The organism is Nocardioides pinisoli (genome assembly GCF_024199985.1).
Classification (GTDB): domain Bacteria; phylum Actinomycetota; class Actinomycetes; order Propionibacteriales; family Nocardioidaceae; genus Nocardioides; species Nocardioides pinisoli.
The window spans coordinates 465127-486194 of record NZ_JANARS010000001.1 but is presented as its reverse complement, the minus strand read 5'-3'; the positions used below and the strand labels follow the sequence as shown (position 1 = coordinate 486194).

Genomic DNA, 21068 nt, shown 5'->3' with positions numbered 1-21068 from the left:
GGAGCTCGATGGACCCGGTCACCGCGGCGTTCGACGCCACCCCGCGTCGGGACTTCCTCCCGCGCGGGGTGCGGCGTCGTGCGTCCTACGACGGTCCGCTGGGCATCGCCGCTGGCCAGACCAACTCCCAGCCCCGCACCGTCGACGACATGCTGCGCCTGCTCGACGTCCGCGTCGGTCAGCGGGTGCTCGACGTCGGGTCGGGGAGCGGGTGGACGACCGCGCTGCTCGCCCACCTGGTGGGTTCCACCGGATCGGTGCTCGGGGTGGAGCTCGAGCCGGTGCTCGTGACGTTCGGCTCCGCCAACCTGGCGGGCGCCCGCCGGCCCTGGGCGACGATCCGGCAGGCCGACCCGGACGTGCTCGGCGACCCCGGCGGGGCGCCGTACGACCGGATCCTGGTCTCCGCGATGGCCGAGTCGCTGCCCCAGGCCCTGGTCGACCAGCTCGCCGACGACGGCGTGCTGGTGGTGCCGGTCGACGGGGTGATGCTGCGCGTGACCAACCCGGGCGCGGTCGTCACCGCGCACGGCCACTACCGGTTCGTGCCGCTGCGCTGAGGCTCGCGGGCGGACCGACGCGCCAGCCGGACCGGCAGGCCCGCCACCGCCTCGAGCGGTCCGCGCCGCCCGAGCAGCCGCAGCACCGCGCCGATCACCAGCAGCACGACGACGTGGAGGACGTACGACGACGGCTCCTCCGGCGGCCACACCGCCTCGGTGCGCATCACGACGTGGAGCGAGTAGAGCGTGAGCGTCGCCGCACCGGCGCCGAACAGCACGGCGAGCACCGTGGTCACCGGCCGTGGGAGGAGCCGTTCGGCGAGCAGGCAGAGCGCGATCACCAGGACGGCGCTGCCGATGGTCTGGGCGAGGTCGAACGGCGTCGCCGAGTGGGGTGCGACGAGCAGCAGCCAGCTCCAGTCGCCGTCGGGCGGCGTCACGCCGTACATCCCGGTCGCGCTGTCCGCGGCCACCGCCGGGTCGGCGAAGGTGCGCGACACCTGCGTCGCGAGCACCGCCACCGACAGCCCGCCGAGCGCGAGGCCGCCGAGCAGCGGGGCGTCGCGCAGGTCGAGGCGTCCGAGGACCAGGCCGGCGAGCAGGTAGGCGAGCCACGGCACGACCGGGTAGTAGCCGGTGAGCAGCAGCTCGCTGGCGAGCCGACCCGGCTCGGCCAGCTGCTCGACGGTCGGGCTGTCGAAGCCGCGCTCCGGCAGGTGCGGCCGCACCAGGTGCGACACCACCGGCACGAGGACCACCCACGCCACGGTGAGCGGCAGGAGCGCTCGCACGCCCAGGAGCGTGAAGGGCAGGCCCAGCACGAACAGCACGGCGTAGTAGGTGAGGATGACCGCGATGCCGGTGTCGAGGCCGCCGAGCAGCAGCCCCAGGACCCCGATGATCAACGCCCGGGCGGCGATGCCGGCCGTGCGGAGCGCGAGCGGACGGCCGCGCAGGGGCTCGCGGGTCATCAGGGCCAGGCTCACCCCGGCCAGCACCGCGAACAGTGCCGAGGCCCGCCCGCCCGCCAGCCACTGGGCGGTGGTGAGGTCGCCGCCGGCCGTGCGCTCGTCGAGCACGTGGGTGGCGACCATGCCGAGGAGGGCGAGGCACCGGGCGACGTCGAGCCCGACGAGGCGGCCGCTCGACGTCCCGGTCATGGCCCCCATCCTGCCGGGGCCCTCCCGACGGTCGCGCACGCTCACGCGCCGGGGCGGGCCACCTGCTCGGCGAGGTGGGCGGGCGCCTGGATGCAGTAGGAGTCGGTCAGCAGCTCGGCCAGCTCGTCCCAGTCGATCCCGGCGTCCTCGTCGAGGACCATCCCGATGACGTTGCCACCCCACCCGGACCGGAAGTAGGGGGCGCCCATGTGCTCGAAGGCCGCCACCTCGTCGGGCTCGCCGCGGAACGTGATCCGGAAGAGCTGGTCCTCCCCGCCGAAGACGTGGGCCACCGTCGCGCCGCCCACGCGCCACCGGGTGCCGGTCCAGGCCGACTCCTGCCGGCACCGCGGGAGCGCGCCGAGCACTGCGTCGATGCGCAGCACCCACGCCTCGGGGACGAGCGGACGGTCCTTGAGGGCCACGGCGCGATCCTGCCACCGCTCACCGACACCCCTCCCGGTCATCCGGTCAGGAGGCGGGAGCGGCCACCTCCTCCGGCAGCGGGACCGGGGCGAAGGTGCTGCGGGTGAACCACGTCGGCAGCGCGCGCACCAGCGGACGTGGGCCGGCGACGGCGAGGTCGCCCGCCTTCACCGCACCCATGAGGTCGCGCCGCCCCATCCAATAGTCGATCATCGTCTCGACGTGACCGGCCACCTCCACGTCGACGTCGTGCCCCGGGTCGGTCAGGCACAGGTCCACTGCCGGGGCCTCCAGCACCAGCCAGAAGTGGCTCTTGCGGTCGCTCGACCCCTGCAGGTGGAAGTGCACGACGACCCGGCCCTCGGGGAGCGCGTCGGTGTCGACGTTGCGGTGGATGTCCCACATGAGCAGCGAGGCGTCGTAGTGCTTGGCGATCACGTCACCGCGTGCCCAGCGCTGGCCCCAGACGCCCATCGACTCGATGACCGGCCACAGCTCCCTGCCGGCCGCGGTGAGGTGGTACTCCCCGCCGACGTGGTCGACGACGCCCACGCGCTCCAGGGTCTTGAGGCGCTTGGACAGCAACGCCGGCGACATGAGCGGGACCCCGCGGCGGAGGTCGTTGAAGCGGGTGCTGCCGCACAGCAGCTCGCGCACCACCAGGGGTGTCCACCTCTCGGTGAGCACCTCGGAGGCCATCGCGACGGGGCAGAACTGACCGTAGGTGGGAGCCATCCTCCGACGGTAGGACCGCTATCGCTTCTGTACCAGTACAGGATCGATACTCGCGGGCCCGGCGCCGCCGGTCGCACTGTGGACGAGCACCACCACCAGCGAGGGAGAAGACCATGACCGTGCTCGACATGCCCACCACCGAGGCGCTCGCCACCGACTTCGTCGGCGAGATCGTCACGCCCGACCACCCGGCGTACGACGACCAGCGCCGCATCTGGAACGGGGAGATCGACCGCCGACCCGCCGTCCTCGCCCGCTGCCAGGGCGCCCGCGACGTCGCCGCGGCGCTCCGCTGGGCCCGCGACCACGACCTGCCCGTCTCGGTCCGCGGCGGCGGCCACGGGATCGCCGGTCACTCGCTCGTCGACGATGGCGTCGTGCTCGACCTGTCGGGGATGCGCGGGACGGTCGTCGACCCGACGACCCGCACCGTCGCGGCGCAGGGCGGCGCGCTCAACGCCCACGTCGACCGGGAGGCGCAGGCCTTCGGGCTCGCGATGACCAGCGGCTACATCAGCCACACCGGGATCGCCGGGCTGACGCTGGGCGGCGGCATCGGCCACCTCATGCGGAAGATGGGATTGGCGATCGACGCGCTCCGGTCCTGCCAGGTCGTCACCGCCGACGGCTCCATCGTGCGCGCCTCCGAGACCGAGAACCCCGACCTGTTCTGGGGCCTGCGCGGAGGTGGCGGCAACTTCGGCGTCGTCACCGACTTCACCTTCGAGCTCCAGCCGCTCGGGCCGGTGATCCTCGCCGGGCTCGTCGCCTGGCCCGCCGAGGAGGCGCCGACGGTGCTCGCGTTCCTGCGCGACTTCATGGCCGACGCACCCGACGAGGTCGGCCTGATGGCCAACCTGCGGCTCGCCCCGGCCCTGCCGCTGTTCCCCGAGAGCCTGCACGGCAGGCCGATCATCGGCCTGGTGGCGACGTACGCCGGTCCGGTCGAGGAGGGCGAGCGGGTGCTGGCACCGGTCCGGGCGCTCGGCCACCCGGTGCTCGACACCGTCGCGCCCAAGCCCTACGCGACGCACCAGAAGTTCCTCGACCCCGCGGTGCCGCACGGACGGCACTACTACTGGAAGTCGCACCGCCTCGGGCCGCTCACAGACGACGTCATCCAGACGATCTGCGAGCACCTCGCGACGATCAGCAGCCCGCTGTCGACGGTGCCGATCTTCAGCTTCGGCGGCGCGATGAGCCGGGTGTCCGAGGACGCCACCGCCTTCCCGCACCGCGACGCCAGCCACGACATCAACATCGTGGCGTCGTGGCTGCCCGAGCAGGCCGCGGAGGCCGACCGGCACCGCGCCTGGGTGCGCGGCTTCTTCGACGCGCTCGCCCCGCACAGCCGCGGCGTCTACGTGAACTTCACCAGCGACGACGCCCAGACCCGCGTGCAGGAGGCCTACAGCCCGGTGCAGTGGGAGCGGCTGCGGACGCTGAAGACCGCGTGGGACCCCGACAACGTGTTCCGCGGCAACGCCAACATCCCGCCGCTGGGCTGAGGCGCTCGGGCCGGCTCAGTAGGACTTCGGCAGCCCCAGGCTGTGCATCGCCACGAAGTTGAGGATCATCTCGCGGCTCACCGGGGCGATGCGGCCGGCGCGGGCGGCGACGAGCAGCCCGGCCATGCCGTACTCCTGCGTGATGCCGTTGCCGCCGTGGGTCTGCACCGCGGCGTCGACGGCGTGCACGGCGGCCTCGGCGGCGGCGTACTTCGCCATGTTGGCCGCCTCGCCTGCGGCCATGTCGTCACCGGCGTCGACCAGCGCCGAGGCCTTCTGCGTCATCAGCCGGGCGAGCTCGGTCTCGATGTGGGCTTGGGCGAGGGGGTGGGCGATCGCCTGGTGCGAGCCGATGGGCGCCTTGAAGACCGTCCGCTCCTTGGCGTACGCCGACGCCTTGCCGAGGGCGTGCCGGGCGAGCCCGGTCGAGAAGGAGGCCGCCATGATCCGCTCGGGGTTGAGCCCGGCGAACAGCTGCACCAGGCCGCCGTCCTCGTCGCCGACGAGCGCCTCGCGCGGGAGGCGGACGTCGTCGATGAAGACCTGGAACTGCTTCTCCGGGCTGACGATCTCCATCGGGATCGCGGTGAACTCGAAGCCCGCCGCGTCGGTCGGCACGACGAACAGGCAGGGCTTGAGCTTGCCCGTCCGCGCGTCCTCCGCCCGCGCGACGACGAGCACGTGCGCGGCCTCGTCGACACCGGAGATGTAGATCTTCTGCCCCCTGAGCACCCACTCGTCACCGTCGCGGCGGGCAGTGGTGGTGATGTTGTGGGAGTTGGTGCCGGCGTCGGGCTCGGTGATCGCGAACGCCATCGTCGCGGTGCCGTCGCAGATGCCGGGCAGCCAGCGCTGCTTCTGCTCCTCGGTGCCGTAGCGGGCGATGACCGTGCCGCAGATGGCCGGGCTGACGACCATCATCAGCAGCGGGCAGCCCTGGGCGGCGAGCTCCTCGCAGACGGCCGCCACGTCGCCGATGCCGCCGCCCCCGCCGCCGTACTCCTCGGGGACGTTGATGCCGAGGTAGCCCGCCTTGGCGATCTCGAGCCACAGCTCGGTGGTCTTCTCGCCGGAGCGGGCGCGCTCGACGAACCAGTCGCGGCCGTAGCCGCTCGCCAGCCTCGCCACCTGGCGGCGCAGCTCCTGGCGCTCCTCGGACTCGGTGAACGTGCTCATGCCTGCTGCTCCTCTTCCACGACCGCGAGCACCTCGCCGGCGGCCACCTGCTGACCGGGCGCGACCCGGAGATCGGACACCGTGCCGGCGTGCGGCGCGGTGACGGTGTGCTGCATCTTCATGGCCTCGAGCACGAGCACCACGTCGCCGGCGACCACCTGCTCGCCCGCCTCGACCTTGACCGCCACGACCGTGCCGGGCATCGGCGCGAGCAGCGAGCCGCTCGCGACGGCGTCGGCGGGGTCGGTGAAGCGGGGGACCTCGCGGAACGTACGTCCCGATCGCGGGCTGTCGACGTAGACCTCGCGCGTCCCGGGCAGGCCGGGACCGAAGCGCACCTCGCACCACCCGCCCTCCCCCTCGCCGGTCCAGTCGATGCGCCAGCCGTGCTCGAGCCGCGTGGCCCGCTCGACGGTGAAGTCGGCGTTCGGGAACGCGATGCCGACGCCGGTGCGGACGCTGACCCACTCTCCGTCGAACACGTCGCCCGGCCAGCCGGTCTCGAACCGCTCGACGTGCCACTGGCCGCGGACGTTGCGCCACCCTGCGGGCACGCCCTGCTGGACCGTGCGGTGCTCGTCGCGGTCGAGCACGACGGCCGTGGTCGCACTCAGGAGGGCTGCCCCGGTCCAGTCCTCCCGCAGCATCACCGGCTCGCGCGACTCCAGCCACGTCGTGGTCATCTCGCCGGACACGAAGACCGGGTCGGTGAGGATCTCGACGAGCTGGTCGCGGTTCGTGGTCACGCCGTGGATGCGGGCCCGGCGCAGCGCGGCGACGAGCATCCGGACGGCCTGCTCACGGGTCGGCGCCCACGCCACGACCTTGGCCAGCATGGCGTCGTAGAAGGTGGAGACCTCGTCGCCGCCCGCGAAGCCGCTGTCGACGCGGATCCCGGCGCGGTCGAGCGGCCCGAACACCGCGTCGGCGGGCAGGTCGAAGGTGACCAGCTGCCCGCTCTGCGGGACGTACGCCGCGTCCTCGGCGTAGAGGCGCACCTCGATGGCGTGCCCGGTCGTCGACGGCCGACCGTCGAGCCCGAGCTCGCGGCCCTCGGCGACGGCGACCTGCAGCTCGACCAGGTCGATCCCGGTCACCAGCTCGGTGACGGGGTGCTCCACCTGGAGCCGGGTGTTCATCTCGAGGAAGAAGAACCGGTCGGTCGCGGGGTCGTGGAGGAACTCGACCGTGCCGGCGCCGCGGTAGCCGATGTCGGTGGCGAGCCGCTCGGCCGCCTCGCACATCGCCCGCCCGGTCTCCTCCGACAGCCCGGGCGCGGGCGCCTCCTCGACCACCTTCTGGTGGCGTCGCTGCACCGAGCAGTCACGGGTGCCGAGCGCGACCGTCCGGGTCGCGTCGGCGAACACCTGCACCTCGACGTGGCGCCCGGCCTCGACGTAGGGCTCGACGAAGACGGTGCCGTCACCGAAGGCGGAGAGTGCCTCGGCACGCGCCGCCTCGATCTCGGACTCGAGCCGGTCGAGGGTGCGTACGACGCGCATCCCGCGCCCACCGCCACCCGCACTGGCCTTGACCAGCAGCGGGAGGTCGGCCTCGGTCGGTGCCACGGGCGCCGAGAGGACGGGCACGCCGGCCTTCTCGGCGATCTCCTTGGCGCGGACCTTGTCGCCCATCGCCTCGATCGCCTCGGGCGGTGGCCCGACCCAGGTGAGCCCGGCGGCCTCGACGGCCCGGGCGAAGTCGGCGTTCTCCGACAGGAAGCCGTAGCCCGGGTGGACCGCGTCGGCGCCCGCGCTCTGCGCTGCGGCCACGACCTCGGAGGCGCGCAGGTAGGTGTCGGAGGGTGCGTTTCCGGGCAACCGGATGGCGGCGTCGGCCTCAGCGACGAAGGGCAGGCCGGCGTCGGCGTCGGAGTGGACGGCGACGGTCTCGATGCCGAGGCGTCGGCAGGTGGCGAAGACGCGGCGCGCGATCTCGCCGCGGTTGGCGACCAGCAGTCGGTTGATCATGGTCGGAACACCCCGAATCCGTCGGCGCCCTTGATCGGGGCGTTCTCGATGACGCTGAGGCAGATCGCGAGCACCGTGCGGGTGTCGCGGGGGTCGATGACGCCGTCGTCGTAGAGCATCCCGGACAGCGCGTAGGGCAGGGACTGCTCCTCGACCATCTGCTCGACCATCGCGCGCATGCCGACGTCGCCCTCCTCGTCGTACGCCTGCCCCTTGGCCTCGGCGGCCGCCCGGGCGACGATCGAGAGCACCCCGGCGAGCTGGGACGGGCCCATGACGGCCGACTTGGCGCTCGGCCAGGTGAAGAGGAAGCGCGGGTCGTAGGCGCGGCCGTTCATGCCGTAGTTGCCGGCTCCGTAGGACGCGCCCATGATCACGCTGAGGTGGGGCACCGTGCTGTTGGAGACGGCGTTGATCATCATCGCGCCGTGCTTGATGATCCCGCCCTGCTCGTAGTCCTTGCCGACCATGTAGCCGGTCGTGTTGTGCAGGAAGAGCAGCGGGGTGTCGGCCTGGTTGGCGAGCTGGATGAATTGCGTCGCCTTCTGCGCCTCCTCGGAGAACAGCACGCCCTGGGCGTTGGCCAGGATGCCGATCGGGCGCCCGTGGAGCTGCGCCCAGCCGGTGACGAGCGAGGTGCCGTAGAGCGGCTTGAACTCGTCGAAGGCCCGGCCGTTGCGCTCGCTCGTCCCGTCGACGATGCGCACGATCACCTCGCGCGGGTCGAAGGGCTCCTTGAGGTCCGTCGGGATCAGGTCGAGCAGGCCCTCGGGGTCGGCGTCGGGTTCGGCGAAGCCGGGTGTGGGGTCGAGAGGGCGGTCACCGGATATCCGGGGACCGCCCCGCATAGCACCCGAGATCTCACCTACGAAGCGTGAGTCCCGGGTGCGAAGTCCGGCCTTGGACGACGCGTCGCGGTTCAGCCGCGCCACGATGCGCCGCCCGATGCGGATGGCGTCGTGCTCGTCCTCGGCGAGGTAGTCGGCGAGGCCGGAGACGCGGGCGTGCATCTCGGCGCCGCCGAGCGACTCGTCGTCGGACTCCTCGCCGGTCGCCATCTTCACCAGCGGCGGGCCGCCGAGGAAGACCTTCGCGCCGCCGCGGACGAAGACGGTGTAGTCGCTCATGCCCGGGACGTAGGCCCCGCCCGCGGTCGAGTTGCCGAAGACCAGCGCGATCGTCGGCTGCTTGCGGGCCGAGGCGCGGGTGAGGTCGCGGAAGAGCTTGCCGCCGGGGATGAAGATCTCCTTCTGCGTCGGCAGGTCGGCGCCGCCGGACTCCACCAGCGAGACGGTGGGGAGGTTGTTCTCCTCGGCGATCTGCGAGGCGCGGAAGATCTTCTTGACCGTCCAGGGGTTGGATGCGCCTCCCTTCACCGTGGGGTCGTTGGCGCTGATCAGGCACTCGACGCCCTCGACGACGCCGATGCCGGTGACGACCGAGGCGCCGACGGTGAAGTCGGAGCCCCACCCGGCGAGCGGTGACAGCTCGAGGAAGGCCGACCCCGGGTCGAGGAGCAGCTCGATCCGCTCGCGCGCGGTCAGCTTGCCGCGGGCGTGGTGACGGTCGACGTACTTCTGGCCGCCCCCGGCCACCGCGACCGCGTGCTGGGCGTCGAGGTCGGCGAGCTTCTCGAGCATCGCCTCGCGGTTCGCCGACGTCGTGGTCACTTCGGGGTCCCTGCGGCGTTGTTCGGGGGAGCGCAGCGGAGGAGAAGAACGTCGTGGGGTGAGTTCACTTCTCCACCACCGCCTTCATCCGCTCGAGCGTCGTCCGCATCCCGCGGCGGTTGGTGCGGCCGCGGAGCGGGCCGAGGACCAGCCAGTAGAGGCGGGTCGGCAACGCCGGCTGGAGCCGGAAGTACTCCGTGACCAGGGTCCCGCCGTCCTTCGGCTCGAGGCGGTAGCCCCAGTTGTTGACCGTGATCGCATCGGTGCCGACGGAGAACTCGAAGACCTTCTCGGGCTCGCAGGCGGTGACCCGGCACGGCGACCAGTACGTCGGTCCGACGCCGTTGCGCTTCACGTGGCCGGCGAAGTACGCGCCGACCTCAGGCCCGGTCGAGCCGCGGGTCCACTTCGCCTCGAACGTCTCGGGGCTGAACTCCCCGATCCGGGTCACGTCGCTGACGAGGTCCCACACCTCGGCCGGCGGGGCGTCCATCCAGACCGAGACCTCGTCTCCCAGGGGTGCCAGCAGCTTCATCTCTGTCCTCTCATGACGCATAACCCATCAGCTTCGCCGTCAGGTCGCGCAGCACCTCGTCGGCGCCGCCCCCGATCGGCAGGATCCGGGCGTCGCGGTAGTGCCGCTCCACCTCGGTCCCATGCATGTAACCGGTGCCGCCGAAGAGCTGCACGGCCCGGTCGCAGACGTGTGCCGCGCAGTCGACCGCGGTCTGCTTGGCCAGGCAGGCCTCGGCGACGACGAAGTCGCCCGCGACGTGCCGGGCGGCGACGGACCGCGTGTAGGTGCGCGCGACCTCGACGTGCCGCCGCATCTCGACGAGCGTGTGCTGGACCGTCTGGTTGTCGATGAGCGGCCGGCCGAAGGTCCGGCGCTCGCGGGCGTGGGCCGCCGCCAGGTCGAGCGAGCGCGCCGCGATGCCGTAGCCATGGACGGCCAGCGCGATCCGCTCGACGACGAACTGGTCGGCGATCTGGCCGAAGCCCGATCCCTCCGCACCGACGAGGTTGGCCACCGGCACCCGCGCGTCGACGAACGACAGCTCGGCGGTGTCGGAGCAGTGCCAGCCCATCTTGCGCAGCGCACGGTCGACGGTGAAGCCGGGCGTGCCCTTCTCGACGACCAGCAGCGAGATGCCGCCGTGGCCGGGGCCGCCGGTGCGGACGGCCGTGGTCACGAAGTCGGCCCGGACGCCGGAGGTGATGAAGGTCTTGGCGCCGTTGACGACGTAGTGGTCGCCGTCGCGCACCGCGCGGGTGGTGATCCGCGCGACGTCGGACCCGCCTCCGGGCTCGGTGATCGCGAGCGACCCGATGGTCTCGCCGGCGAGCGTCGGACGGACGAAGCGGTCGACGAGGTCGGCGTCGCCGCTCGCCGCGATGTGGGGAAGCGCGATGCCGGCGGTGAACAGGCCGGCCATCAGCCCGCTCGACGCGCCGGCGTCGAACATCGCCTCCTGCAGCGCGACGCTGTCGAGCAGGTCGCCGCCCCCACCGCCGACAGCCTCCGGGAAGGCCACGCCGATCAGACCCAGCTCGCCGGCGGTCCGGTGCAGGGCGCGCGGAATCTCGCCGGCGTCCTCCCACTCCAGCAGGTGCGGCGCCACCTCGCGGCGCACGAACTCGGCGCCGGTGGCCCGCAGCGCCTCCCGCTCGTCGCTCATGCGAGGCTCTCCTCGATCGAGACCAGCCGCGAGCGCAGCCACTCGCCGAGCGCCTTGGCCTGCGGGTCGAACCGGGTGGACGCGGCCACGCCCTGGCCGAGCAGGCCGTGCACGACGAGGTTGACCGCGCCGAGGTGCGGCAGCAGCCAGACGTCGACGTCGAGGTCGGCGGCCTCGGGGAGGAGGGCCGGGATGCCGCGGGGGGACATCAGCTTGAACAGCCACTGCACGCGGGCGCCGTACGTCTCCTGGTCGACGCCGTCGTGCGCGACCCAGAGGCCGACGTTGGCGTCGCCGCCCTTGTCGCCCGAGCGGGCGTGGACGAACGTGCCGAGCGGCAGGCGGCGGGTGAGCGTGTCGGGGGCGGCGGGGTAGGGCGACGGACGTCGCCCGGGCGCCTCCGTCGAGGGGGCGTACGCCGTGGGGTCGGCGACCACCTCCCGCCGGCCGTCGGCGTGCACGACCGTGTGCGCGACGTCGGCGCGGTCGACGTACTCGGCCCGGTAGACCCCGTAGGGCGTGGCCGCGCCGGGGGGCGCGGTCATCGTGAAGCCGGGGTAGGACGCGAGCGCCAGCTCGACGGCCGCAGAGGTGAACGCGCGCCCGACGGGGTCGGGCGAGGGGTCCTTCACCGTGCAGCGCAGGAGGGTGGAGGCGGCCTCCTCGGTGTCCGCGTCGACCGGCGGAGCGGTGACCGCGGACCAGGTGACCTCGGCCGCGGTGAGCCGGGGCCCGAGCTGCTCGCGCACCCAGGCGGCCTTGCCCTCGACGTCGAGGCCGGTCAGCACGAGCTCGACCTGGTTGCGCCAGCCGCCGAGCTCGTTGACGCAGACCTTGAGCCGCTCGGGCGGTGCCTCGCCGGTGACGCCCCGGATCGCGACCCGGTCCTCCGCCACCTGCTCGAGGCGCACCGAGTCGAGGTGGGCGGTGACGTCGGGCCCGAGGTAGCGCGTGGACTGGATCTCGTAGACGAGCTGGGCGGTGACGGTGTCGACGGTGACCGCGCCGCCGGTGCCGGCGTGCTTGATGATCACGCTCGACCCGTCGGCGGCGACCTCCGCGACGGGGAAGCCCAGAGGCAGGTCGCGGCGCGGCAGGTCGAGGAAGCCGCTGAAGTTGCCGCCGGTCGCCTGGGTGCCGCACTCGATGACGTGGCCGGCGACGACCGCGCCCGCCAGCTCGTCGTACGACGTCGTGCCCCAGCCGTGGTGCGCGACGGCCGGACCGACGACGAGGGAGGCGTCGGTGACGCGGCCGGTCACGACGATGTCGGCGCCCGCGGTGAGGGCGGCGGCGATGCCGAAGCCGCCGAGGTAGGCGTTGGCGGTGAGCGCGTTCGTGAAGGACAGGTGCCGCACGTCGTCGCCCTCGACGTGGGCGACCCGCGGGTCGAGGCCCAGGCCCGCGGCGACCTCGCGCACCTTGTCGGCGAGGCCGGCGGGGTTGAGGCCGCCGGCGTTGGCGACGATCCGCACGCCCCGCTCCAGGGCGAGCCCGAGGCAGTCCTCGAGCTGGCGGACGAAGGTGCGGGCGTAGCCGAGCGAGGGGTCCTTGAGCTGGTCCTTGCCGAGGATGAGCATGGTCAGCTCGGCGAGGTAGTCGCCGGTGAGGACGTCGAGCTCGCCGCCCTCGAGCATCTCGCGCATCGCGCTGAGCCGGTCTCCGTAGAAGCCGGAGCAGTTGCCGATCCGGAGTGCTCGTCCCTGCGGGCCGCCGGTCATCGCGGGCTCCGTCCCTTGCCGGGCTGGCCCGCGAAGGCCTGGGCGATGTCGAGCCACCGGTCGACGTCGGCGCCGGTGGCGACGAGGTCGGTGTCGGCACGGTGGACCCGCTGGGTGACGAGGCGGCAGAAGTCACCGGCGGTGCCGGTCAGCGTCTGGGCCGCTTCCTCGGGACCCCACGACCACACGTCACCCGACGGCGCGACTAGGTCGATGCGGAACTCCTCGGCCGGTGCGTCGAGGCCGTGCACGGAGAAGGCGAAGTTCCTGGTGCGGACGCCGAGGTGGGCGACGTGGCGGATGCGGTCGGTGTCGACGACCGGAGCGCCGAGGCCCTCGTGGACGTCGAGGCCGTGGGCCCAGGTCTCCATGAGCCGCGCGGTCGCCATCGAGGTGGCCGACATGGGCGGGCCGAACCACGGCATCTTCTGTCCCTGCGGCATCGCCACGAGCGTGGCCCGGAGGTCGGCCCGGGCCCGGTGCCAGCGCTCGAGGAGCCCGGGCTCGCGCGCGATGGCGAGGGCCTGCGCGTCGACGTAGCCCTCCGGGTCGGCGATCGCCTCGAGGACGACCGCGTCCCACGCCTCCTTGTCGGTGGCGGCCTTCACCGCCACCTCGTCGGTCCACGCCAGGTGGGCGACCTGGGTCGCGACGTCCCAGCCGGGCGCGGGGGTCGGCGTGCGCCAGCCGTCGTCGTCGAGCCCGGCCACCAGGCGCTCGAGCCGGTCGCCCTCCGCCGCCAGGTCGGTGAGCACCTGCGTCAGCACGTCGGTCATGGTCGCTCCTCGTCGAGCTGTCGGTCGAGCACGTCGGCCCACTCGCGGAGGATCCGGCGGCGGCGTGCGGAGTCGTCGGTGATCGTGGAGGCCAGGCCGAGCCCGCGCACGAGGTCGAGCGTCGCCTGCACCAGCTCGCGCGTGCCGCGCCGCGACTCGTCGACGCCCAGCGCGGCGACGGTGAGGCGGTGGGCCTCGCGGCCGACGCGCTGCTCCAGCGGTCCGACGGCCGCAAGGAGGGCCTCGTCGGTGCGGGCGGCCACCCACAGCTCGAGCGCGGCGGCGAAGACCGGGGAGGCGAAGTGGTCGCCGAGCATCTCGACCACGGTGCGGAGTCGCGTACGTCGCCCGGCGGCCGAGTCGACCGGCTGCGCGCTCAGTGCCGCGAAGGCGGCCGACAGCTCCGCACCCCGGCGCTCGGTGAGGTGCTCGACGGCGGCGACGACGAGGTCGTTCTTGGTCGGGAAGTGGTGCAGCTGCGCGCCCCGGCTGACGCCCGCCCGCTCCGAGACGAGGGTGGTGGAGGTGCCCGCGAAGCCGCGCTCCACCAGCAGCTCGACCGTCGCCTCCAGCAGCCGCGCCCGCATCGCCCGGGTCCGGTCGGCCTGCGGCACGCGCGCCGCGGCCGGGGCGGAGGGGGAGGTCACGGCGCCAGCCTGCCGTCGTACAAACAAACAGTCAATCCTGACTTTTTATGGGACCTGCGTCAGGGTCCCGACCGCGCCGCACGTCGAGGCCGACCCCAGCCAGAGGTCTCCCTCCGGCGCCGAGACGCGCCAGGCGTACCACCCGGGCTCCTCCACCTGGAAGCTCAGCGAGGTGAACGTGCCGTTGCCCGGGCGGCGCTGGACGACGTCGCGGTGGTTGCCGGTGCAGGCCTCGCTCGCCGTGCCGTAGGGACCGTAGAGCGAGGTGGTGACGTCGACCGGGCCGCTGAAGGGCAGCCCGGCGAGGGTGACCCGGGCCGAGACCACGTCGAAGCGGGCCGCCGTGGCGGGGGCCGAGACCGCCACGGTCGACCGGCCGCGCACCCGCACGGGGGCGCCGCACGAGGCGGCCGGCACGCTGGTGTCGGTGCCGTCGACCGCGACGCGCCACACGTAGTAGCCGCCGGCCGAGGGCGTGACCGAGGGCGAGGCGTAGGCCCCGTCGTCGAGCACCGGCATCGACACCGTCCCTGCGGCCGGGCCGCCACAGTGCGCCGCGGCCGCGGACGAGAACGGTCCGTGCAGCGACGCCGTGGCCGCGCGGCTGGAGCCGTCACCGTCGATCGTGGCGACGACCCTGGCCGGGGAGCCGGTCACGAGCACGGTCGGGTCCGCCGCGAGCGTCAGCGACTGCGGGCCGCGGACCGCGACCCGCGCGCTGGCCACGATCGTGCGACGTACGCCGCCCTCCGCCACGGACGCCTGCCGCTTGCGGTCCGCGCCGTGGACCCGCAGCCAGTGCAGGGGGACCTGCCCGACCTCGGCGACGACGGTGCGCCACCCGGCGAGGGGTGCCGCCAGCCTCACCACTGCGCGTCCGTCGTCGCCCGTCACCGCCTCGAGCGGGCCGGCGACCGGCTGGGACGTGCCGCCGTCCGGGGAGGTCACGGTCACCGGCAACCCGCCGACCGGCCCTCCGTGACCGTCGGTCACGCGCACGGTCACGCCCGTCACCCCGCCGACGTCGGCGCTGGTGGGCTCGACGCTGACCTGGTAGGGGCCGGCGCTCGCGCGGGAGCCGCGCAGCATCAGGCGGACGTAGCGGCGGACCGTCGCCGGGTCTCCCGAGGCCCGCACCCGGGCGGCGCCTCGTCGGGCACCGAACCGCCAGGCGCGCCCACCGAGCAGGTGCAGCACCGCGGCGTCGACCGCGGCGGCCTGCACGGCGTCCTTGTGGGCGCCGTACTTCGACAGGATCCAGGCGGCGCGCTGGGTGGCGGCTCCGGACGGCCGCTTGGTCCCCCGGAGGTCGGAGGTGGCGTCGACCGACCCGAAGCCGGCGCGGTTGGGCCGCCGGCGTGGCGTGATCACGAAGACGGGCGTGTCGTCGAGCCGGTAGCCACCGATCCAGCCCCCGGCCGCGCGGCCGGTCCGGGGGATGCGGAAGCCGGCCCACCGCTCGGCCCGGTCGTCCGCACCGGCAGCCCGGGGCGCCGGCAGCGCGACCAGGGTCGCGAGGGCGAGCACGAGCGCGAGGACGGGCGCGATGAGCGCGGCGCGTCCGGTCCTGATGGTCGTGGTGGTCGTGATGGTCCTGGTGGTCGGCATGGCGGTCCTCCTCACCCCACGGGGCCCGGGACCTGGGTGCCGGGGTCGGTGGGTTGGCCCGTCGGGCTCGGCTGCCGCGTCGGGCTGGGCTGTGGCGGGTGGTGGGTCGGGCTCGGGCTGGGCTGCGGGGCCGGCGCCGGGCTCGGGGTGGGGGTGGGGGTGGGGGTCGGCGTGTACGTCGGCGTGGGCGTGGGCGTGTACGTCGGCGTCGGGGTCGAGGCGGGCGGCGGGGGCGGGTCCCGCCGGGGCTCCTCGGCCGCGGCGAGGACGGGGGCCTCGGCCTCCGCGACCCGGACCTCGCCGACGACGGGGGCGGCGGTCGGGGACGTCGCCGACCACGCGTAGCTGCCCTCGTCGAGGCCGTCCAGGACCAGTCGTTGGCCGTCGCGACTGCGGACGACGACGCTGCGGACCACGACGCTCCTGCCGGACGGCCCCGCGACCTCGAGCCGCACGCGGGCGGGCCGCTGCGTGGCGCGGACGAGGAACACGGCGGCGCCCTCGGCCGGGCCGACGGAGCGCACCAGCACCTGCCGGCCGGTGGTCGCCGGGTCGCTGCCGCCCGCCCGTCCGGTCGGCTGCTCCCCAGGCCCCTCCCGGAGGCGGTCACCGGAGGACGCCGGCGTGGGCGGCGTACGGTCGGGGCCGAGGTTGGCCACCGACAGCGACGCGGCCATGACGAGGGCCGCCCCCACCGCCAGCCGGGTAGCGGTTGCCCGCCGGGACAGGCCGGCCGGCCCTGAGGGGGACAGGGGGTCCGGTGGGGGCGGCGGTCCTGAGGAGCGCGGACGGGAACGCGGGCGGGGACGGGGACGGACCCGGGGACCGGGCGGGGCGACCTGCTGGAGCACCGTCTCCGCGGGCGCGGTGGGTCCGGGCGGCTGCGGGAGCGGTGCCCGGCCCTCGGCGGGCACGGCCGGTGCGGCCGCCTCCACGAGCGCGACGAGCGCGGGCGAGGGGACCACGCCCAGCTCGGTGCGTACGACGTCGCGGTAGCGCTCGAGCTCACGCACGGCGGCGGCCCGGTCGCCCCGCCCGAGGAGGGCGCGGACGAGCAGCTCGCTGGCCGACTCCCGCAGGGGCTCGCTGCGCGCGACCGCCCGCGCGGCGTCCTCGGCGAGGATGGTGTCGCCGCGCTCGAGGGCCCGCCGGGCCACCCGCTCGAGGGCGCCAACCCGCCGGCGCTCGAGCTCGTCGCGGTGCTCCTCGACCCAGGTGTCGTACCACCCGGGGAGCAGCTGCTCCCCCGCCAGCGTGACCAGCAGTCCTGCGTCCAGATCCCCCTCCGGCTCCCCGCCCGGATCCCCGAACGAGCACGCAGCGGCCGACACCGCCGCCTGCAGCACGTCGACGTCGACCTCGACGTCGGCCGCCAGCGCGACGCTGGTCCGGTCGGCGACGAGCAGCCCGGGGCAGCGCTGGTGGGTCTGCGCGACGGCGCGCCTCAGGCTGGCCAGCGCGCGGGCGTCGGTGCTCTCGGGCCACAGGGTGCCGGCGACCTGCGCACGGGCTCGCGTGCCGGTAAGTGCGAGCAGGGCGCACAGGCGCTGCTCGCGGCCGCCGAGCACGACGACGTCGCCGTCCACGACGAGCTGCCACCCGCCGAGGAGGCTCAGGCCACGACTAGTCGTCGGCGCGGTCTGCGGCATGGTCGATCACCGAGACTTCCCTCTCCCGTGCCGCGGCTCGCGCAGCGAGTCGCGGGCTTCCCCGATCGACCACGGTGCCCGAGCCCCACCCCTGGGGAGTAGATGCCTGCGCCGATATCACCAGGATTGGGGTCGACGTCCAGACCAGTCCTGAGCATCTCCCACGGCGTCACCACCGGGTCACGCAGGAGTCACGCTGACCCGGGTCCGATGTGTCTGCCAGACCGACCGCAGACAGGGGGGAGGTGAACACCATGCGGGAACTGTCATTCGCCGAGCTCGACACCGAGCGCACCGAGCTTCTTCCGACCCGGGAGACGCTGACCTTCGGCAACTACAACTGGGCCAACATCGTCGCCAACAACTCGTCGATGGCCCTCAACGCCGCCACCTTCACGTCCGTCGCGCACAGCGAGGCGTGGCAGGCGATCAACGTCACGCAGGGCTGATGACCGCGCGTGGCCTCCCTGCGGAGGGGGAGGCCACGCCCGGTCCCGCGCAGCCCTCCGCCGACCCAGCACGGAAGGAGGTGGACCCGCATGGTCCGACGACCCGAGCTCGCCATGGCCGACCTCGAGGCCGAGACGGCCACGCCGTTGCCTCGACGGGAGACGATGAGCTGCCAGTTCGCCTGCGTCAACGTCACCAACGTCGTGGGCGTCAACCTCGCCCTCGCAGTCAACGCAGCCACGATCGGCTCGCAGGCCAACGCACTGGCGCTGCAGTACCTCGCGTCGGTGCAGATGCACACGCCGTGAGACCCGGCGGCGGGTGCGTTTGCTCTGGCGCACCCGCCGCCGTCAGCCGATCCACCCACCAGAGCAGACAGAGCACCCAGAGCGATGAACCTGACGACCACGGACCACATGACGACCGCGCCACCCGCCTCGGGCGAGGCTGCCACCGGGCAGCGGTGGCGCCAGGCGCACGGACTGGAGTTCCTGGGCCAGGTGCAGGGATCCGGCCTGAAGGACCCGGCCTTCCTGGTGCGCCGCGTCGACGACCAGGTGGTGCAGCTGTCCGAGCTGCTCCACCTCGTCGTGCGTGCGGTCGAGCCACCCCGCTCCGCCGAGCAGGTGGCCGACGACGTCAGCGCGGCGTACGGACGGACCCTGAGCGTCGAGGGCCTGGCCCACCTCGTGACCACCCGGCTCGAGCCGCTCGGGCTGGTGGTCCCGGACGAGTCGCCCGAGCCGACGAGGGCGGCGCGGGCGCGCCCCCTGCTCGCGCTGACCGCGAAGGGGACCCTGGTGCCGGCCGGCGTGGTCGGCCGCCTGGCCGGCGCGCTCGCCCCGATCTTCTGGCCGCCGCTCGTGGTCCTGGCGCTCGCCGCGCTCGTCGCCGCCGACGTCGCGCTGGTGACGCAAGGCGACTTCTGGGCGGCGGTCGACGAGCTCTTCGCCACCCCGACGACCGCCCTGCTGATCTACGCGATCCTCACGGCCGCGGCCCTCGTCCACGAGCTCGGCCACGCGGCCGCCTGCCGCTACGGCGGCGCGCGCCCGGGCGAGATCGGCTTCGGCCTCTACCTCGTCTTCCCGGCGTTCTACACCGACGTGACCGACTCCTACCGCCTCGGTCGAACCGGGCGGGTACGCACCGACCTCGGCGGGCTGCACTTCAACGCCCTCACCGTGCTGGTGCTCGCCGCGGGCTACCTGGCGACGGGCAGCGGCGTGCTGCTGCTGACCGCGCTCGCGCTGCAGCTGCAGATGCTGCAGCAGCTCATCCCGGTCGTGCGCTTCGACGGCTACTACGTCCTCTCCGACCTGGCCGGCGTGCCCGACCTGTTCGCGCGGGTCGGCCCCGTGCTGAGGAGCCTGCGCCCCGGCCACCCGCCCGACCCGCGGGTGACCGAGCTCCGGCCGCGCTCGCGGCGCTTCGTCACCGGATGGGTCGTGGTCGTGGTGCCCCTGCTGGCGGGGGCGCTGGCCTGGACGGTCTGGTACCTCCCGGAGTTCCTCGAGCGGGGCCGTGAGGGGATCCGGCTGCAGCAGCTGGTCTTCGACCTCGCGTGGGAGCAGCGCGACTGGCCGGCCATGGCGCTCGCGGTCATCTCGATCGCCCTCCTGCTGCTGCCGCTCCTCGGCGCGGTGCTGGCCCTGTGGCGGGTGGCGGCGACGCTGGTGGGGCTCGTCCGGACCAGGATCGCGGCCCGGCCGGAGGCGTCGTACGAGACCCTCCCGATGCCCGACCCGCCGCGGGTCGTCTCCGCAGCGGATTTCACCGACGAGGTGATGTACGCCGCCCCGGCGCCGGTCCCGACGGAGGGCTGGCGCGGCGCGGTCTACCGCGGCAGCGGCCACTTGCTCAACCCCGGCCCCAGCCTGCCGGAGCAGCGCCGGCGCGAGCTCGAGCACCGGCTGCGCACGCCCATCGACGGCTCACGACGCGTCGTGGTGATGAGCCGCAAGGGTGGTGTCGGCAAGACGACGATCACGCTGGCCCTGGGCAGCACCTTCGCGCTGCTGCGGGGCGACCGCGTCATCGCGGTCGATGCCAACCCCGACGCGGGCAACCTCGCCCATCGGGTCGCCCCGCCGCACGACCGCACCGTGACCGACGTGCTGCGCGACCTCGACCAGATCACGACGTATGCCGCCCTGCGCCGCTACACCTCGCAGGCCCTCGAGTCGCGGCTCGAGGTGCTCGCCTCCGACGACGACCCGCGCATCGGCATGGCGTTGGCGCGCGACGACTACCACCGGCTGATCGGCCTGCTCGACCGCTTCTACAACCTGATCCTGCTCGACACCGGCACCGGCATCCTCGACAGCGCCAACCAGGGGCTGCTCACCGAGGCCGACCAGGTCGTCCTGGTCGTGCGGGCCGGTCTCGACGGCGGCCGCGCCGGGGCGCTGACCCTGGACTGGATGGACCAGCACGGCTTCGAGGACCTCGTGGCGCGCACCGTCGTGGTGGTCAACGCCGAGCGACGTGGCGCCGAGCCGCCCGAGCCGATGCGACGACACTTCGAGAAGAGGTGCGCCTGCGTCGTGACGGTGCCGTGGGACGACGCGCTCGAGCCGGGCGCCCTCACCGACATGTCCGCGCTGCACCGGCGCACGCGCGACGCCCTGGTCGACATCGCCGCGGCGGTGGCCGACAACTTCGTCGTCGAGGACGACGCGTGAGCGCGCGCGGCGTGGCCGTCCACGCCGTGCTGGCGGTCCTGCTGCTGGCCGGCGCCGCGGACGCGGTCCAGCGCGCACCCGACGACCCGCGCCGCGACCTCGACCTGGTCGCCAGCGCCCAGCCCAGCGACCAGCGACGCGCCGACAGCGACAGCGTCGTCGACGAGGTGATGGTGCGCGAGGGCGACGTGAAGGCCGACGCGGTCGCGACCAGCGTGACGTCCTGCCACGGCTGCCGCGGGGACAGCAGCGTGCTGCAGGTCCTCTACGTGCCCGGGCCGTCGTCGGCCCGCTTCGACAACGTCGCCTCCGCCTGGACCCAGGACTGCTGGGACTGCACCGCCACAGCCCTCGCCGTGCAGGTCGTGGTCATCGGCCCGGGCACCCGGGCGCGGCCGACCAACCGTGCGCTCACGGTCGGCGAGGCGTGCGCCACGTGCGTGACGGCGACGGCCGCGTTCCAGGTCGTGGTGCAGGCGGACGGCGTCGGGCGGCTGCCCGACGCGGCCCTCGCCGAGGTCACCGCGTGGGTCGAGGCGCAGGCCGCCGTGCTGCGGACGGCGGCGGTCGCCCCGCCCGCGGCCCGACGCGCCGAGCGGGCTGCGGCCCGCTCCCTCGGCGACCTCCGCCGGGTCGTCGTACGCGCCCTCGACGGCCGCACCCGGTCGGCGCGGGTCGCCGTCACCCGCTGACGCCCGACACCCGC

Annotated in this window: 19 protein-coding genes; 6 read left to right on the top strand and 13 right to left on the bottom strand. The window is 74.0% G+C overall.

What is annotated here, in order from left to right; translation table 11 throughout:
- Positions 1 to 8: 8 nt before the first annotated feature.
- Positions 9 to 560, top strand: coding sequence for a protein-L-isoaspartate O-methyltransferase family protein (locus NCI01_RS02345; protein WP_254179853.1), 552 nt, complete (start codon positions 9 to 11; stop codon positions 558 to 560).
- Here NCI01_RS02345 and NCI01_RS02340 read toward each other — a convergent pair.
- The 3 genes from NCI01_RS02340 to NCI01_RS02330 are packed head-to-tail and all read right to left on the bottom strand — an operon-like array spanning position 536 to position 2824.
- A complete protein-coding gene (locus NCI01_RS02340; RefSeq protein WP_254179852.1) occupies positions 536 to 1663 on the bottom strand; it encodes a heparan-alpha-glucosaminide N-acetyltransferase domain-containing protein in 1128 nt (375 codons plus the stop codon). The two genes, NCI01_RS02345 and NCI01_RS02340, sit on opposite strands and share 25 nt — an antisense overlap.
- Before the next feature lie 41 nt (positions 1664 to 1704).
- The gene (locus NCI01_RS02335; RefSeq protein WP_254179851.1) at positions 1705 to 2088 is read right to left on the bottom strand and encodes an MmcQ/YjbR family DNA-binding protein; all 384 of its coding nucleotides are present in this window, start codon (positions 2086 to 2088) and stop codon (positions 1705 to 1707) included.
- Between the two features lie 46 nt (positions 2089 to 2134).
- Positions 2135 to 2824, bottom strand: coding sequence for a winged helix-turn-helix transcriptional regulator (locus NCI01_RS02330; protein ID WP_254179850.1), 690 nt, complete (start codon positions 2822 to 2824; stop codon positions 2135 to 2137).
- A gap of 113 nt (positions 2825 to 2937) precedes the next feature.
- Between NCI01_RS02330 and NCI01_RS02325 the strand changes: the two genes are divergently transcribed.
- Positions 2938 to 4332 (top strand): FAD-binding oxidoreductase, encoded by a 1395-nt coding sequence (locus NCI01_RS02325; protein ID WP_254179849.1) that lies wholly within the window; start codon positions 2938 to 2940, stop codon positions 4330 to 4332.
- 15 nt (positions 4333 to 4347) lie between these two features.
- Here the strand turns inward: NCI01_RS02325 and NCI01_RS02320 are convergent, their stop codons facing one another.
- The 10 genes from NCI01_RS02320 to NCI01_RS21950 all read right to left on the bottom strand — a co-directional run bounded on the left by NCI01_RS02320 (position 4348) and on the right by NCI01_RS21950 (position 17228).
- Complete coding sequence (locus tag NCI01_RS02320) at positions 4348 to 5508, bottom strand: acyl-CoA dehydrogenase family protein (protein WP_254179848.1); 1161 nt, start codon at positions 5506 to 5508, stop codon at positions 4348 to 4350.
- Positions 5505 to 7478, bottom strand: coding sequence for an acetyl/propionyl/methylcrotonyl-CoA carboxylase subunit alpha (locus NCI01_RS02315; RefSeq protein ID WP_254179847.1), 1974 nt, complete (start codon positions 7476 to 7478; stop codon positions 5505 to 5507). Before NCI01_RS02315 ends, NCI01_RS02320 begins: the two co-directional genes overlap by 4 nt.
- The gene (locus NCI01_RS02310; protein WP_254180189.1) at positions 7475 to 9118 is read right to left on the bottom strand and encodes an acyl-CoA carboxylase subunit beta; all 1644 of its coding nucleotides are present in this window, start codon (positions 9116 to 9118) and stop codon (positions 7475 to 7477) included. Before NCI01_RS02310 ends, NCI01_RS02315 begins: the two co-directional genes overlap by 4 nt.
- Before the next feature lie 94 nt (positions 9119 to 9212).
- Positions 9213 to 9683 carry an SRPBCC family protein gene (locus NCI01_RS02305; protein WP_254179846.1) on the bottom strand — a complete coding sequence of 157 codons (471 nt, stop codon included), beginning with the start codon at positions 9681 to 9683 and terminating at the stop codon, positions 9213 to 9215.
- A gap of 10 nt (positions 9684 to 9693) precedes the next feature.
- Positions 9694 to 10827, bottom strand: a complete 1134-nt coding sequence (locus tag NCI01_RS02300; protein WP_254179845.1) for an acyl-CoA dehydrogenase family protein — start codon at positions 10825 to 10827, stop codon at positions 9694 to 9696.
- Entirely contained in the window at positions 10824 to 12548 is a 1725-nt protein-coding gene (locus NCI01_RS02295) for an acyclic terpene utilization AtuA family protein (protein ID WP_254179844.1), read from the bottom strand. The genes NCI01_RS02300 and NCI01_RS02295 overlap by 4 nt, the downstream gene beginning before the upstream one ends.
- Positions 12545 to 13324, bottom strand: coding sequence for a TIGR03084 family metal-binding protein (locus NCI01_RS02290; RefSeq protein WP_254179843.1), 780 nt, complete (start codon positions 13322 to 13324; stop codon positions 12545 to 12547). The genes NCI01_RS02295 and NCI01_RS02290 overlap by 4 nt, the downstream gene beginning before the upstream one ends.
- Positions 13321 to 13971, bottom strand: coding sequence for a TetR/AcrR family transcriptional regulator (locus tag NCI01_RS02285; protein WP_308213182.1), 651 nt, complete (start codon positions 13969 to 13971; stop codon positions 13321 to 13323). The genes NCI01_RS02290 and NCI01_RS02285 overlap by 4 nt, the downstream gene beginning before the upstream one ends.
- A gap of 45 nt (positions 13972 to 14016) precedes the next feature.
- Entirely contained in the window at positions 14017 to 15579 is a 1563-nt protein-coding gene (locus tag NCI01_RS02280; RefSeq protein ID WP_254179842.1) for an Ig-like domain-containing protein, read from the bottom strand.
- Positions 15580 to 15590: 11 nt separating this feature from the next.
- Complete coding sequence (locus tag NCI01_RS21950; protein ID WP_302181433.1) at positions 15591 to 17228, bottom strand: AfsR/SARP family transcriptional regulator; 1638 nt, start codon at positions 17226 to 17228, stop codon at positions 15591 to 15593.
- 254 nt (positions 17229 to 17482) lie between these two features.
- Between NCI01_RS21950 and NCI01_RS02265 the strand changes: the two genes are divergently transcribed.
- The 4 genes from NCI01_RS02265 (at position 17483) to NCI01_RS02250 (ending at position 21054) form a co-directional block, all read left to right on the top strand.
- Positions 17483 to 17677: a hypothetical protein gene (locus tag NCI01_RS02265; RefSeq protein ID WP_254179840.1), complete on the top strand. Its 195-nt coding sequence runs from the start codon at positions 17483 to 17485 to the stop codon at positions 17675 to 17677.
- A gap of 90 nt (positions 17678 to 17767) precedes the next feature.
- Positions 17768 to 17986, top strand: coding sequence for a hypothetical protein (locus NCI01_RS02260; RefSeq protein WP_254179839.1), 219 nt, complete (start codon positions 17768 to 17770; stop codon positions 17984 to 17986).
- A gap of 84 nt (positions 17987 to 18070) precedes the next feature.
- Positions 18071 to 20362 (top strand): MinD/ParA family ATP-binding protein, encoded by a 2292-nt coding sequence (locus tag NCI01_RS02255; RefSeq protein ID WP_254179838.1) that lies wholly within the window; start codon positions 18071 to 18073, stop codon positions 20360 to 20362.
- Entirely contained in the window at positions 20359 to 21054 is a 696-nt protein-coding gene (locus NCI01_RS02250; protein WP_254179837.1) for a hypothetical protein, read from the top strand. Before NCI01_RS02255 ends, NCI01_RS02250 begins: the two co-directional genes overlap by 4 nt.
- Positions 21055 to 21068: the final 14 nt, after the last annotated feature.

What these genes read in the sequence shown, in the direction of transcription:
- NCI01_RS02265 (WP_254179840.1), top strand. Translation starts at nt 17,483, where the DNA reads ATGCGGGAACTGTCATTCGCCGAGCTCGACACCGAGCGCACCGAGCTT.
- NCI01_RS02260 (WP_254179839.1), top strand. Translation starts at nt 17,768, where the DNA reads ATGGTCCGACGACCCGAGCTCGCCATGGCCGACCTCGAGGCCGAGACG.
- NCI01_RS02320 (WP_254179848.1), bottom strand. Translation starts at nt 5,508, where the DNA reads ATGAGCACGTTCACCGAGTCCGAGGAGCGCCAGGAGCTGCGCCGCCAG.
- NCI01_RS02290 (WP_254179843.1), bottom strand. Translation starts at nt 13,324, where the DNA reads ATGACCGACGTGCTGACGCAGGTGCTCACCGACCTGGCGGCGGAGGGC.
- NCI01_RS21950 (WP_302181433.1), bottom strand. Translation starts at nt 17,228, where the DNA reads ATGCCGCAGACCGCGCCGACGACTAGTCGTGGCCTGAGCCTCCTCGGC.
- NCI01_RS02345 (WP_254179853.1), top strand. Translation starts at nt 9, where the DNA reads ATGGACCCGGTCACCGCGGCGTTCGACGCCACCCCGCGTCGGGACTTC.
- NCI01_RS02280 (WP_254179842.1), bottom strand. Translation starts at nt 15,579, where the DNA reads ATGCCGACCACCAGGACCATCACGACCACCACGACCATCAGGACCGGA.
- NCI01_RS02310 (WP_254180189.1), bottom strand. Translation starts at nt 9,118, where the DNA reads ATGCTCGAGAAGCTCGCCGACCTCGACGCCCAGCACGCGGTCGCGGTG.
- NCI01_RS02340 (WP_254179852.1), bottom strand. Translation starts at nt 1,663, where the DNA reads ATGACCGGGACGTCGAGCGGCCGCCTCGTCGGGCTCGACGTCGCCCGG.
- NCI01_RS02305 (WP_254179846.1), bottom strand. Translation starts at nt 9,683, where the DNA reads ATGAAGCTGCTGGCACCCCTGGGAGACGAGGTCTCGGTCTGGATGGAC.
- NCI01_RS02330 (WP_254179850.1), bottom strand. Translation starts at nt 2,824, where the DNA reads ATGGCTCCCACCTACGGTCAGTTCTGCCCCGTCGCGATGGCCTCCGAG.
- NCI01_RS02315 (WP_254179847.1), bottom strand. Translation starts at nt 7,478, where the DNA reads ATGATCAACCGACTGCTGGTCGCCAACCGCGGCGAGATCGCGCGCCGC.
- NCI01_RS02325 (WP_254179849.1), top strand. Translation starts at nt 2,938, where the DNA reads ATGACCGTGCTCGACATGCCCACCACCGAGGCGCTCGCCACCGACTTC.
- NCI01_RS02255 (WP_254179838.1), top strand. Translation starts at nt 18,071, where the DNA reads ATGAACCTGACGACCACGGACCACATGACGACCGCGCCACCCGCCTCG.
- NCI01_RS02300 (WP_254179845.1), bottom strand. Translation starts at nt 10,827, where the DNA reads ATGAGCGACGAGCGGGAGGCGCTGCGGGCCACCGGCGCCGAGTTCGTG.
- NCI01_RS02295 (WP_254179844.1), bottom strand. Translation starts at nt 12,548, where the DNA reads ATGACCGGCGGCCCGCAGGGACGAGCACTCCGGATCGGCAACTGCTCC.